The sequence below is a fragment of the Pseudomonas sp. GW821-FHT09H03 genome, from assembly GCF_059415945.1.
In genome coordinates this window covers 105,863-118,318 of the sequence record NZ_JBWKOF010000006.1, presented here as the reverse complement: position 1 = coordinate 118,318, position 12,456 = coordinate 105,863, and the positions used below count along the sequence as shown (strand labels likewise).

At 59.0% G+C, this 12,456-nt stretch carries 13 protein-coding genes; 9 read left to right on the top strand and 4 right to left on the bottom strand.

Annotated features, from left to right (window positions below):
• Window positions 1–100: 100 nt before the first annotated feature.
• From AC07OG_RS10415 to sthA, 6 genes are all read left to right on the top strand, one after another.
• Window positions 101–586 (top strand): hypothetical protein, encoded by a 486-nt coding sequence (locus tag AC07OG_RS10415; RefSeq protein ID WP_495066973.1) that lies wholly within the window; start codon window positions 101–103, stop codon window positions 584–586.
• A 106-nt stretch (window positions 587–692) separates the two neighbouring features.
• Window positions 693–1,805, top strand: coding sequence for a polymorphic toxin type 44 domain-containing protein (locus AC07OG_RS10410; RefSeq protein ID WP_495066972.1), 1,113 nt, complete (start codon window positions 693–695; stop codon window positions 1,803–1,805).
• Entirely contained in the window at window positions 1,792–2,202 is a 411-nt protein-coding gene (locus tag AC07OG_RS10405) for a hypothetical protein (RefSeq protein ID WP_495066971.1), read from the top strand. Before AC07OG_RS10410 ends, AC07OG_RS10405 begins: the two co-directional genes overlap by 14 nt.
• 96 nt (window positions 2,203–2,298) lie before the next feature.
• On the top strand, window positions 2,299–2,817 hold the full coding sequence (locus AC07OG_RS10400; RefSeq protein WP_495066970.1) for a hypothetical protein: 519 nt from the start codon (window positions 2,299–2,301) through the stop codon (window positions 2,815–2,817).
• Window positions 2,818–3,030: 213 nt separating this feature from the next.
• Window positions 3,031–3,975, top strand: coding sequence for an FAD:protein FMN transferase (locus AC07OG_RS10395; RefSeq protein WP_495067068.1), 945 nt, complete (start codon window positions 3,031–3,033; stop codon window positions 3,973–3,975).
• Between the two features lie 207 nt (window positions 3,976–4,182).
• A complete protein-coding gene (gene sthA, locus AC07OG_RS10390; RefSeq protein WP_060540138.1) occupies window positions 4,183–5,577 on the top strand; it encodes a Si-specific NAD(P)(+) transhydrogenase in 1,395 nt (464 codons plus the stop codon).
• A gap of 42 nt (window positions 5,578–5,619) precedes the next feature.
• Here the strand turns inward: sthA and AC07OG_RS10385 are convergent, their stop codons facing one another.
• Window positions 5,620–6,342, bottom strand: a complete 723-nt coding sequence (locus AC07OG_RS10385) for a glycerophosphodiester phosphodiesterase (protein WP_060540137.1) — start codon at window positions 6,340–6,342, stop codon at window positions 5,620–5,622.
• Between the two features lie 14 nt (window positions 6,343–6,356).
• Complete coding sequence (locus AC07OG_RS10380; protein WP_495066969.1) at window positions 6,357–6,938, bottom strand: PilZ domain-containing protein; 582 nt, start codon at window positions 6,936–6,938, stop codon at window positions 6,357–6,359.
• Between the two features lie 94 nt (window positions 6,939–7,032).
• Here AC07OG_RS10380 and AC07OG_RS10375 point away from each other — a divergent pair, with 94 nt between their 5' ends.
• The 3 genes from AC07OG_RS10375 to AC07OG_RS10365 all read left to right on the top strand — a co-directional run bounded on the left by AC07OG_RS10375 (window position 7,033) and on the right by AC07OG_RS10365 (window position 10,284).
• Complete coding sequence (locus tag AC07OG_RS10375) at window positions 7,033–8,283, top strand: lipoprotein-releasing ABC transporter permease subunit (protein WP_060540135.1); 1,251 nt, start codon at window positions 7,033–7,035, stop codon at window positions 8,281–8,283.
• Window positions 8,284–8,290: 7 nt separating this feature from the next.
• Entirely contained in the window at window positions 8,291–8,974 is a 684-nt protein-coding gene (gene lolD, locus AC07OG_RS10370) for a lipoprotein-releasing ABC transporter ATP-binding protein LolD (protein ID WP_177336945.1), read from the top strand.
• 65 nt (window positions 8,975–9,039) lie between these two features.
• Complete coding sequence (locus AC07OG_RS10365; RefSeq protein ID WP_495066968.1) at window positions 9,040–10,284, top strand: lipoprotein-releasing ABC transporter permease subunit; 1,245 nt, start codon at window positions 9,040–9,042, stop codon at window positions 10,282–10,284.
• A 129-nt stretch (window positions 10,285–10,413) separates the two neighbouring features.
• Here the strand turns inward: AC07OG_RS10365 and AC07OG_RS10360 are convergent, their stop codons facing one another.
• Window positions 10,414–11,763: a heavy metal sensor histidine kinase gene (locus AC07OG_RS10360; protein WP_495066967.1), complete on the bottom strand. Its 1,350-nt coding sequence runs from the start codon at window positions 11,761–11,763 to the stop codon at window positions 10,414–10,416.
• Window positions 11,763–12,443, bottom strand: a complete 681-nt coding sequence (locus tag AC07OG_RS10355) for a heavy metal response regulator transcription factor (RefSeq protein WP_060540131.1) — start codon at window positions 12,441–12,443, stop codon at window positions 11,763–11,765. The genes AC07OG_RS10360 and AC07OG_RS10355 overlap by 1 nt, the downstream gene beginning before the upstream one ends.
• Window positions 12,444–12,456 lie beyond the last annotated feature (13 nt).

Genomic DNA, 12,456 nt, shown 5'->3' with positions numbered 1-12,456 from the left:
AACTTCTTATTCGTTCTTTTGACCCTGCCGTGAGGGTCGCGTCGCTGTTAGCGTCCGTCGCATTATTTCTTAACACCCTTGCAAAAAATAAGGAGTTGAAATGAATGCACCCTTGCATCCTTCGTATACCAACGATGTTTCCCCAGAGTATCTGCGCAGTCTGGACAAACCTCATTTCACTGAGCAGCAAATTGCGCAATTCAATGAACAAGCCCGGGCGGTTGTTTGTGAGCAGCAGACTTATATCGACACTCATCCCGCTATCGCCATTTTCCGATGCGCCACAGAAGGCAGCCACACTCGTAACGGCGGGGTGATCGAGCAAGGGACAGGGCCGCTGGAATTCAACCTGGAAGATGGGCGGTCGGTGCGTGGAGCACGCAAAGGCGACTACGTCCTGTATGCCGATGGCAGTACGGCACAGATCATCACGGGCGCCGGCCAAGGCAACAATGATGTGGCGCTGGTCGGCAGCCTGCTCAGCAATGGCGACGAGATCATCAATACCCTGCAAGACGGCTTCTCGTTTATTGCGCGTGAAGGCGTGTCGATCGCCGAAGATTTTCTGCCATCTATTGCGGACTGAGCGATGAAGTCTGGCGGTACCCACTTGATTGATCGGGCAGCTGACGATCACAACCCAAGCTCGTAAACCTTCTGGGCTCGGCCGGAAGTCATGGAGAAGAAATTCAATGAGAGAAGGACATTTCATCGGTTTGGATGACCGAACCACCTGTGATGGCAAGGTTCTCGATGGTGACACCCGGCTCATGATGTATGGCATTGCCCACGCCCGCGATGGTGATCGAGTTACCTGCGGAAAAGACGGGAAGACCTATCGGATCGTCGGTGGCATCTCGCACATGATCAGTCATGGCAAGGCCATGGCTGGCACGCTGGATAGTTACAGTAATTGCCCATGTAAAGCCCGCTTGATCCCCTCGGTGCTCACGGCCACCTATCAAAGCAGGGAGGGCTCCGCGCAGCCGGCCACCAGGGTCGCAAGTTCATCGGCGACCCCGGTGGCTAACAGCTTTACAACCACGCGCCAGGCGATTGATCAGAAGCTGGCAGATAAAGTCCCTGGCCCGTTCGGCGACCTTGGTGGAAGCAAAGTCTGTAACCATCCAGATCAAATGGAAGAGTTGGCCAGCTATATTGCTGGCGAGATGAATCGGAACATCAGGCACCCATCTGTATTGAAAATGAAAGAACTAATTAGCTACGACGGTGAAGCGGCTGCCAAGAAGTTTTGGGAGCTGCCGTGGTATGCGAGGCTGGCGGGGCCACCGGATTTCAAAGCCATCGCCTGGGCGAAGAAGCTTGAGGCGATGGCGCTCTGGACGAAGCAGGTGGGGCAGAACATGGAGTGGGATCATAAGCCGAAACTTCGGGCGATGTACAACGGTGCGGTCAGGCACAAGCAAGGGGAATATGAATATTACTATGATATATGGTCGAATATTCACTATGGATACGTTGGTGTTTCGGGTGGACTTTCAGAAAGTGTCCTATTGGATGGCGCTGGAGCCGAGCAGATTGTATCGGACTCCGCGAGGAAGGTCGTTGATCTGTTAAACCCAAACGAGGAGAGAGAACTTCCCGGTCCTCGAGCTACAGCAAGCCCTTGGACGAAGCTGCGGTCTTGGGATGATGTAGCTGATAGAGTTTCAATAAGCATTGGTATTAAACTTTATATGCAGCACCCTCAAGGGCGGATCACTGCGATGATGATCATGGATGAAGTGCTTGCCATTGCGCCAGCTAAATGGGGGGAGGGGGTCCGTGTCCATGAGTGCAACTAAATACAAAAAATGGTATAGGCGTTGGGTTTGGGTTCCAGTTGTGTTTCTGGTGATCACTAACTGGGATATTGCATTGCCGACTGTGAATATTTACTATCCCGAAGATGCTAAGGGCGAACTTAAATATATATGGAATGTACAGGACCGGGTTTTCAAGGGGCGTATGCAGCCGGGAGGCGGTACGCGCGATTATGGTTTTCTTTTTCCAGATGAGAAGTTTTTCATGGAAATTTCCTGGTGGGACGATGGCACTCTTCGACACTGCGTTAACATTACACCCAAGTGGCCAAATACGCATATTTACCTGGATGCCAACGGTCACATTGATCGCAGCGAAGGCAGTGGCACAGATTCCCATCGACTAAAACAATGCATTACCGATCCCGCGCCCCCATGAACGACGCATGCGCAATAAGTCATTACACATGCACTATGTCTTGAAAGTCGAGGGTGTACTATTTTCAGGTAAACCAATAACCCCAGAGAAAATATCATGGACGATACGGGCGATAACAATAGCGGAGATTTTCAAGCAGCTATCGATGAGGCAACGGAAGAAGAGGAGGGAGTATGGAAAAAGGTAATGCAGGTGACTTCACACAGTCACGTCATGTTCTATATTTGCAACGCTAGCGCAGAGACCTTCAGGCTCACCGCTGCCAGTTGGGACGTCAATGGGCTTGATGAAAAGTATGTCATTAGGCCCTGGGACTACCTTTCGTTTGTGCTGCGCGAGGAGATTCCAGCTTTTGCCAGGGGAAAACTTTCAACGCAGGCAAAACACAGTTTTTCTTATCAAAGCGCGAACGAGGCATTCGAGTTTTCCACGAGCCTTAAAGTGGCAAAAGAATTTGATCCTTTTGCATTTACGCCGCAAACAATTCCTCAACGAACCCATGGCATAAAGTCGACCGGAAAGAGTTCGCTTAAATGCGCATCCCATATTACTCGAGCAATGGCTGACAGACCCTTTCACTATGGCGTTGTTATCATGTTGGGGGATAATTTTTAGGTTTTGGTGATGGACTACGCTAACGATTTTGAGGATTGGCTGGGTAAGCGTGGCGCCCTGATGACCTTCGCGAGCATGCTCGCTCCTACAGTTGTACCGCATAATAGGGGCGACTTTGTGGTGGGTCGTCAGGGGGTGGATTTGTTTAGTGGGCGCACGGGTTCGTTGCTGGTGTTGTGCGTTGCCTTGTCTGGCTGCGGCAGCGGCGACTCCATGGAGAGTATCAGCGGCCCGACCATGGGCAGTACGTATTCGATCAAGTACGTCCGTCACGCTGGTCTTCCTGCCCCGGAAAACGTTCGCGCCGAAGTCGAGAAGATCCTTTCTGAGGTCGACCGCCAAATGTCGACTTACCGCAGTGACTCCGACATCGAACGCTTCAACGCCTTGCCCGCGAACCACTGTCAGGCCATGCCCGCACCGATTCTCGAACTGGTCCGCGTCGGCGAGCAGTTGTCCCGGCAAAGCGAAGGTTCCTTCGATTTGACCGTGGAACCGCTGCTCAACCTCTGGGGGTTCGGCCCGCAAGCTCGCGAGGAAAAAGTCCCAGGTGCGCAAGCGCTGGCCGAGGTGCGGCAGCGGGTCGGTCATGCCCATCTGCGTATCGAGGGTGACCAGTTGTGCAAGGACGCTGCCGTCGAAGTCGACTTCAACAGCGTCGCTGCCGGTTACGCCGTCGACACCATTGCCGCAAAGCTTGATCAGTCCGGCATCCACGATTACCTCGTTGAAGTCACCGGAGAGCTCAAGGCGTCCGGCCGCAAGCCCGATGGAGCGCCGTGGCGCATCGCCCTGGAAGAACCACGGGATGACCGGCAAGTGGTGGAGCGCATCATTGCTGTCGACGGTTTCGGACTGTCAACATCTGGCGACTACCGTAATTATTTCGAACAGGACGGCCGGCGTTTTTCCCACACCTTCGATGCGCGCACCGGGGCGCCGGTCTCACATACCCTTGCCTCGGTCACGGTGATTCATCCTTCAGCCCTGATGGCCGATGGCTTATCGACGCTGTTGCTGATCCTCGGCCCGGAGCGAGGCTGGGACTACGCTGAAAAACATGATATCGGTGCATTCTTTGTCATTCGTGCCGATACAGGTTTCGTCACGCGCAGCAGTCACGCTTTTGCCCGCATGAGTGGCGAAAAAACCGAGTAATCGCGGCGATTAGGGCATTGAAATCTGGCGTTGTAGTGCAGGCAAAACTAGCCTACGACGCGACCAAGGGTTAATGTGCCCGGCGTTGACGCTTCTATAGACTGTGTCCGGGTTCTGCACTGACCCCAAATTGTTCCTTCACGCCGCAGATCGGCGTGATTTAGCCGCAGGTGCCGAGGGCGCCGCGGCCTGTTCTGAGGAGTACGCATGGCTGTCTACAACTACGACGTGGTGGTGTTGGGTTCCGGCCCGGCGGGGGAAGGCGCGGCAATGAATGCCGCCAAGGCGGGACGCAAGGTCGCGATGGTCGACAGCCGTCGGCAGGTCGGCGGCAACTGCACTCACTTGGGCACCATCCCGTCCAAGGCACTGCGTCACTCGGTGCGGCAGATCATGCAGTTCAACACCAATCCGATGTTCCGGGCCATTGGTGAGCCGCGCTGGTTCTCGTTTCCGGACGTTCTGAAAAGCGCCGAGAAAGTCATCTCCAAGCAAGTTGCTTCGCGCACCGGCTATTACGCCCGCAACCGGGTCGACGTGTTCTTCGGCACCGGCAGCTTCGCCGACGAGCAAACCATCGAAGTGGTCTGCGCCAATGGCGTGGTAGAGAAGCTGGTGGCCAAGCACATCATCATTGCCACCGGTTCGCGCCCGTATCGCCCGGCCGACATCGATTTCCACCATCCGCGTATCTACGATAGCGACACCATTCTCAGCCTCGGTCACACCCCGCGCAAACTCATCGTTTACGGCGCCGGCGTGATCGGTTGTGAATATGCCTCGATCTTCAGCGGCCTGGGTGTGCTGGTCGAGTTGGTGGACAACCGTGGTCAGTTGCTGAGCTTCCTCGACTCGGAAATTTCCCAGGCCCTGAGCTACCACTTCAGCAACAACAACATCACCGTCCGCCACAACGAAGAGTACGACCGCGTCGAAGGCGTGGACAACGGTGTGATCCTGCACCTGAAGTCCGGCAAGAAGATCAAGGCCGATGCCTTGCTCTGGTGCAACGGTCGTACCGGCAACACCGATCAGTTGGGACTGGAGAACATCGGCGTCAAGGTCAACAGTCGTGGTCAGATCGAAGTCGATGAGGCCTACCGCACCTGCGTGCCGAACATCTACGGTGCCGGCGATGTGATCGGCTGGCCGAGCCTGGCCAGTGCCGCCCATGACCAGGGTCGTTCGGCCGCTGGCAGCATCGTCGACAACGGCAGCTGGCGTTTCGTCAACGATGTGCCGACCGGGATCTACACCATTCCGGAGATCAGCTCGATCGGCAAGAACGAGCAGGAACTGACCCAGGCCAAAGTGCCGTATGAAGTGGGCAAGGCGTTCTTCAAGAGCATGGCGCGTGCGCAGATCGCCGGCGAGCCTCAGGGCATGCTGAAGATCCTGTTCCACCGGGAAACCCTTGAAGTGCTGGGCGTTCACTGCTTCGGTTATCAGGCGTCGGAAATCGTGCACATCGGTCAGGCGATCATGAACCAGCCGGGCGAACTGAACACGTTGAAGTACTTCGTCAACACCACGTTCAACTACCCGACCATGGCCGAAGCCTATCGGGTCGCCGCGTACGACGGCCTCAACCGGCTTTTTTGACGGGCTCCGGCCGGTGGCCTGAGCCGGCCGGGGAGACCGATTTCAGCAATTCTCGAGCGTGGCGCTGGCCAAACCGGGAAAGTCTGTAATCAGGCTGTCAACGCCGAAGTCGGCGAGTCTGCGCATCAGCGCAGGCTCGTTGACGGTCCATACCGACACATGCAGCCCCTGACGCTGCGCCTTCTGCAGGCGTTCCGGCGTGCACAGGGTCCAGTTCAACGCCAGAATTTCACAGCCGTAGCTTTGCGCGACCTTCAGCGGGTCGAGCCAGGCGTATTCGGCAACCAGCCCTCGTGAAACGTCCGGCACCAGGTCCAGCGCCGCTTTCAACACTTCCCGCGAACTTGAGGTGATGGTCACCTTGTCCATCACGCCATGGCGTTGCGCCATTTCGCGAATCGCCAGCACGGTGGTCGCCGCGCGGGTGCGTGACGCGCTTTTGACTTCCAGTTGCCAGTGGTCGAAGTCGCACTTCTCGAACAGTTCTTCCAGGGTCGGAATCGGGCAGGGTTTGATCCAGCCCGGGCCGCCCTTGCGCGCGTCGTAAGTGACCAGGTCAGCCGCCGGGTGCTCGGCGACCTTGCCGCGTCGGTCGGTGGTGCGCTTGAGGGTCGGGTCATGGATGACCATCAGTTCGCCGTCCCTGGACAGGTGCAGGTCCAGTTCGCAACGGCGCACGCCGTGCTTGAGGCACTCCTGAAAACTGGTCAGGGTGTTTTCCGGTGCTTCGCCCTTGGCGCCGCGATGGCCGTAGATGAGGGTCACGGTTGTTCCTTAAGTTAAATGCCTGATTCGTTGTGTTCGCGGGCCAGGCGTCGTTCCTGGGCCTGCTTGTGCAAGATGTGGCGTGCCAGCAGTTGGCGCTGGGCATCGGTCAGGTGTTCGAACTCGGTGCCGACGTCATAACCATCGCCCTTGCGGTCGCAATGGGTAACGCGAGCCCGCAGCAACAAACCCAGGGCTTGGGGCATCAATACCAGTTTGACCGACAGGTGAGCGCCGGTGTCGATAGGTGTTGGATGTTGAAATTCGATACCGCCCTCGGAGATGACGACAGGCTGCGGTTCGCCGATCTGGCCGAGCAAGGTGATGGCGATCACTTGGCTGAGCAAGTCGATGCGTTTATTCTGGGATTTGAGGAACGCTGCGGTGTTGCGGTCGCGTTCGCTGATCTGGCGCAACAGGTGTTGCGACTCGAATTCGCTCAGGTGCAGTTCGCTGAGCAGGTTGAAGAGCGGGGAAGCATCCTGCAACACTTCCTGTCCTGCGGCTTCGAGAGCGGACAGGGGCCGAATTTCCAGTGCGATCGTGTCCTCGATACGGTAGTATTCGCGGCGATCTTCTTCATCTAATGTCGACATGGCGAACCCATGGTAGCGGCGGTGGTCTGAGTGTAAAGCTGGTTTTCGACCCCCGCCACAAGGACGTTCCTTTTCCCTCCGAACAAGCCCCGACATGTTCAGACCTCTCTTCGTATTTATAGGCACGCGTTACACCCGTGCAAAGCGTCGCAATCACTTCGTGTCGTTCATTTCCCTGACTTCGATGATCGGGCTCGCCCTAGGCGTGGTCGTGATGATCGTGGTCTTGTCGGTCATGAACGGCTTCGATCATGAGATGCGCACCCGTGTGCTGGGCATGGTGCCCCACGCGACCATCGAGTCCGGCGAGCCGGTCAATGACTGGCAAAGCCTGGCCGCCAAGGTCAAGCAGAACCCGCAGGTGACGGCCGTTGCGCCGTTCACCCAGATGCAGGGCTTGCTGACCAACAACGGCAAGGTCTCGAAAGTCCTGCTCAACGCCATCGATCCGGCGCTGGAGCGCCAGGTGTCGATCATCGACCGCTTCATGCTGCAGGGCAAACTCGACGACCTGGTCCCGGGCGAATTCGGCATCGTCATCGGCGACAAGGCCGCCGCCAAGCTCGGTGCGGCCATCGGCGACAAGCTGACCTTTGTCGCCCCGGAAGTCACCGTGACCCCGGCCGGGATGTTCCCGCGCATGAAGCGCTTTACCGTGGTCGGCATCTTCCATGTCGGCGCCGGCGAGATCGACGGCTACCTGGGCGTTACCAACCTTCAGGACCTGGCGCGGCTGCATCGCTGGAAGCCGGACCAGGTGCAAGGCCTGCGCCTGAAGTTCGATGACCTGTTCCAGGCCCCGCGTACCGCGTGGAGCATCGCCCGGGAACTGGGTGAAGATCGCTACTACGCCCGTGACTGGACCCGCACCCACGGCAACCTGTATCAGGCGATCCGCATGGAAAAAGCCATGATAGGCCTGCTGTTGCTGCTGATCGTCGCCGTCGCTGCGTTCAACATCATTTCCACGCTGGTGATGGTGGTGAACGACAAGAAAGGCGACATCGCGATCCTGCGCACCCTGGGCGCCACGCCGGGCACGATCATGCGCACGTTCATGGTCCAGGGCACGGTCATCGGCGTGGTCGGTACGGCCATTGGTGCCGTGGTCGGAATCTTCGCCGCGCTGAACGTCAGCGCCGCGATCTCGGCGCTGGAAGGCCTGATCGGGCATAAATTCCTCAACGCCGACGTGTACTTCATCGATTACCTGCCGTCGCAGGTGCAGAGCCAGGACGTCTTGATGGTCTGCGGCGCCGCGCTGGTCCTGAGTTTCCTCGCCACCCTGTATCCAGCCTGGCGTGCCGCGCGCACCCAGCCTGCGCAGGCGCTACGTTATGAGTGAGTCACGCATGAGTGAAAAAGCAATCTTGAGCTGCCGCAACCTGGGCAAATCCTACGAGGAGGGCCCGGAGTCGGTGCAAGTGTTGGCCGGCCTGCAACTGGAGTTGCACCCGGGGGAGCGCGTGGCGATCGTCGGCACCTCGGGTTCGGGCAAAAGTACCTTGCTCAACCTGTTGGGCGGTCTCGATACGCCGACCCAGGGCAGCGTCTGGCTCGATGGTGAAGAACTTTCCGCCCTCAGCGAGAAAAATCGCGGCCTGTTGCGCAACCGCTCACTCGGTTTCGTCTACCAGTTCCACCACTTGCTGCCGGAATTCACCGCCCTGGAAAACGTCTGCATGCCGCTGCTGATCGGCAAGACCGCGATCCCGGAGGCGCGTCAACGGGCCACGGCATTGCTGGAGCGGGTAGGGCTGGGCCATCGCCTGGAGCACAAGCCGGCCGAATTGTCCGGTGGTGAACGTCAGCGCGTGGCCATTGCCCGTGCCCTGGTGAACAAACCTGGCCTGGTGATGCTCGACGAGCCGACCGGCAACCTCGACTCCCACACCGCCCAGGGCATTCAGGACTTGATGCTGGAGCTCAGCACCTCGATGCGTACGGCGTTTCTGGTGGTGACCCACGACATGAACCTGGCCCGCCAGATGGATCGCGTCCTGCACTTGCAGGAAGGTTGCCTCACGCCCATCTGATTGGCTGTAACCCGGCGTGCTGGAATGTGCGCCGGGTCTTTTATTTTTATACGGTGCCCCAGCGAATGTTCAGACCGTTATCGATCTTTATCGGCACGCGCTATACCCGCGCCAAGCGCCGCAATCGCTTTGTTTCCTTCATCTCGATGACCTCGATGATCGGCCTCGCCCTCGGCGTGCTGGCGATGATCGTGGTGTTGTCGGTGATGAACGGCTTCCAGCGCGAAATGAGCTCGCGCATCCTCGGCATGGTGCCGCACGCGACCATCGTCGGCGTCAACCCGATCAGTGACTGGCAGCCCGTTGCGGCGGCCGCGATGAAAAATCCGCAAGTGACAGCGGCCGTGCCGTTCACCGAAATGGAAGGCATGTTGTCCTACAAGGGCACGATGCAGCCGATCCAGGTCAGCGGCATCGATCCGGCGCTGGAAGGCCAGGTGTCGATCGTCGCCCAACACATTGTCCAGGGGCGTCTCGATGCCCTGAAACCGGGCGAGTTCGGCGTGGTGATCGGTGAGATCACGGCGCGTCGCTTCCGCTTGAATGTTGGTGACAAAATCACCCTGATCGTGCCGGAAGTCAGCACTGCACCGGGGGGCATTACCCCGCGCATGCAGCGTTTGAACGTGGTCGGTGTGTTCAAGGTCGGTGCCGAGCTTGATGGCTCGATGGCCTTGATCCACATGGCCGATGCCGCGCAGATGCAGCGCTGGGAACCGAATCAGGTGCAAAGCGTGCGTCTGGCGGTGAAGGATCTGTACGCTGCGCCGCAAGTGTCGAGCGATATCGCCACGGGCCTGGGCGCCGCCTACAAGGCTGACGACTGGACCCACACCCAGGGCAGCCTGTTCAGTGCGATGAAGATGGAAAAGACCATGATCGGCCTGTTGTTGCTGATGATTGTCGCGGTGGCGGCGTTCAATATCATCGCCACCCTGATCATGGTCGTGAACGACAAGGGCGCGGACATCGCGATCCTGCGCACCATCGGCGCCACGCCACGGCAGATCATGGCTATCTTCATGGTGCAGGGCACGGTGATCGGCATTGTCGGCACCTTGATCGGTGGCGTGCTCGGTGTGATTGCGGCGCTGAACGTCAGCGCGCTGGTGGGCTGGATCGAACGGGTCAGCGGGCAGCACATCTTCAGTTCCGATGTGTACTTCGTCAGCAACCTGCCGTCTGAGTTGCAAGGGGCGGACGTGGCGCTGATCTGCTCGGCGGGTTTCATCCTCAGCTTCCTGGCGACGGTGTACCCGGCCTGGCGCGCGGCGAAGATCGAACCGGCTCATGCGTTGCGCTATTCGTAAGCGCTGATACCGCGATCGCCGGCAGGCCGGCTCCCACAGGGGCCGGTGTTGTGCACAAATGTGTGATTCCATTGGGGAGCTGCGGAGCGGCGATCCGACTTGCCAGCGATGAGGCCGGCCCTACCGGCCTCATTCCCCCTTTGGCAACTCAATCACAAACCGCGTCCATCCATTCTCCGATTCGCAACGAATCTGCCCGCCATGGGCCCGCACGATCGACTGGGTAATCGCCAGCCCCAACCCCGCATGCTCGCTGCTGCCTTCATGACGCGCCGGATCGGCTCGGTAGAAACGGTCGAACAACCGTGGCAGCAGCTGCGCTGAAACTCCTTCGCCGCTGTTTTCCACAATGATGCTCAACTGCTTCGGTTGCTCGGCGATACGCAAGCGTACCTGGCCGTCGACCGGGGTAAACCGCAGGGCATTGTCCAGCAGATTCGACAGTGCCCGACGCAACATGCTGCGGTCGCCTTCTATTCGCCCATGGCCCTCGCGGCCAAGCGTAACCCTGGTGTCTTCCGCCAGCGGCGCGAAAAACTCCAGCAGCAGGTCCGCTTCTTCCGCCAGCTCCAGCGATTGGTGTGTGGGCACCAACAACCCGTGGTCCGCCTTGGCCAGGTACAGCATGTCGTTGACCAGTTGCGCCATCCATTGCAGTTCTTCCAGGTTACTGTGCAATGCTTCACGGTAGTCCTCGATGGGGCGAGGGCGGGTGAGGGTAACCTGGGTGTGGGTCAGCAAGTTCGACAGTGGTGTGCGCAGCTCATGGGCGATGTCGGCAGAGAAGGCTGAGAGCCGCTGAAAAGAGTCGTCGAGACGTCCGAGCATGGCGTTGAAGCTGTGGGCCATTTCCGCCAGTTCCGGCGGCATGTTTTCTTCCGGCAGACGTGAGCTCAGCGATTGCGCGGATACGCCACCGGCGATCGTGCTCATCCGTCGCAATGGCCGCAACCCCCTGCGCGCCGCCCAGGCACCGAGCAGCGCGGTGGCCAGGGCCGACAAGCCGACGGTCAGCCAGATCAAGTGCTGCATGCGTTGCAGAAAGTGCTGGTGATGGGTGATATCCAGCAACAGCGTCAGTTGTGGCGAGTTGGCCTGTTCCGGGTAGAGCGGTGCATTGAGGACGCGATACGCGGTGCCCTCGTGGCTCACCGTGAACAATCCCGGCTGGCGCGGTAACGCTTGCGGCAGCTGCGTCGAACTCTCATACCGGCGCTGGCCATCACTGCCGGTGATGCGCAGGGACAGATCGGCCTGGCGGCTGAGCTCGTCGGCTAATCTTGTTTCGCTGGTGCTCGAGTGCAGGTCCTGAAGGGCGCGGCGCACACCGATCAATTTGCCGTCCAGCAACTGCTGGTCCAACTCAACAAAGTGCGCCTCGCTGGCGCGACTGAACAACACCCCGGCGAACAACGACACCACGGCGGTGCACGCGGCAAACAGCAGCGCCAGGCGGCTGCTCAAGGACAGTCGGCGCATCAGGTTGGGCGCTCTTCAAGGACATAACCCATGCCGCGCACGGTGTGGATCAACTTGTTGGGGAATTCATCGTCGATCTTCAGGCGCAAACGGCGGATCGCCACTTCGATGACGTTGGTGTCACTGTCGAAATTCATGTCCCACACCTGGGACGCGATCAGTGACTTGGGCAGGACTTCACCCTGGCGGCGCAGGAGCATTTCCAGCAGAGCGAATTCCTTGGCGGTCAGGTCGATACGCTGGCCGCTGCGTTCAACCCGGCGGCGGATCAGGTCCAGGCGCAAGTCGGCCAGATGCAGGCTGGTCTCCTGTGGGGCAACGCTGCCACGACGCAACAGGCTGCGAACCCGGGCCAGCAGTTCGGAGAAGGCAAACGGCTTGACCAGATAGTCGTCGGCACCCAGTTCCAGGCCATGAACCCTGTCATCCACCGCGTCCCGCGCCGTCAGAAAAAGTACCGGGGTGTCGAGGCCGGCGCTGCGCACCGCCTGCAGAATCTGCCAGCCATCGCGACCGGGCAGCATCACGTCGAGGATCAGCAGGGCGTAATCGCCGCTGAGGGCCAATTGCTGGCCGGTGCTGCCGTCGGCTACCAGTTCCGTATTGAACCCGGCCTCGGTCAGGCCCTGGCGCAGGTATAGGCCGGTTTTGTGTTGGTCTTCGACGATCAGCAGTTTCATGGGCGACTCTATC

Excerpts from the sequence above, each read along its gene's own strand:
- AC07OG_RS10415 (WP_495066973.1), top strand. The coding sequence starts at position 101 with ATGAATGCACCCTTGCATCCTTCGTATACCAACGATGTTTCCCCAGAG.
- AC07OG_RS10410 (WP_495066972.1), top strand. The coding sequence starts at position 693 with ATGAGAGAAGGACATTTCATCGGTTTGGATGACCGAACCACCTGTGAT.
- AC07OG_RS10405 (WP_495066971.1), top strand. The coding sequence starts at position 1,792 with ATGAGTGCAACTAAATACAAAAAATGGTATAGGCGTTGGGTTTGGGTT.
- AC07OG_RS10400 (WP_495066970.1), top strand. The coding sequence starts at position 2,299 with ATGGACGATACGGGCGATAACAATAGCGGAGATTTTCAAGCAGCTATC.
- AC07OG_RS10395 (WP_495067068.1), top strand. The coding sequence starts at position 3,031 with ATGGAGAGTATCAGCGGCCCGACCATGGGCAGTACGTATTCGATCAAG.
- sthA (WP_060540138.1), top strand. The coding sequence starts at position 4,183 with ATGGCTGTCTACAACTACGACGTGGTGGTGTTGGGTTCCGGCCCGGCG.
- AC07OG_RS10380 (WP_495066969.1), bottom strand. The coding sequence starts at position 6,938 with ATGTCGACATTAGATGAAGAAGATCGCCGCGAATACTACCGTATCGAG.
- AC07OG_RS10375 (WP_060540135.1), top strand. The coding sequence starts at position 7,033 with ATGTTCAGACCTCTCTTCGTATTTATAGGCACGCGTTACACCCGTGCA.
- lolD (WP_177336945.1), top strand. The coding sequence starts at position 8,291 with ATGAGTGAAAAAGCAATCTTGAGCTGCCGCAACCTGGGCAAATCCTAC.
- AC07OG_RS10365 (WP_495066968.1), top strand. The coding sequence starts at position 9,040 with ATGTTCAGACCGTTATCGATCTTTATCGGCACGCGCTATACCCGCGCC.
- AC07OG_RS10360 (WP_495066967.1), bottom strand. The coding sequence starts at position 11,763 with ATGCGCCGACTGTCCTTGAGCAGCCGCCTGGCGCTGCTGTTTGCCGCG.
- AC07OG_RS10355 (WP_060540131.1), bottom strand. The coding sequence starts at position 12,443 with ATGAAACTGCTGATCGTCGAAGACCAACACAAAACCGGCCTATACCTG.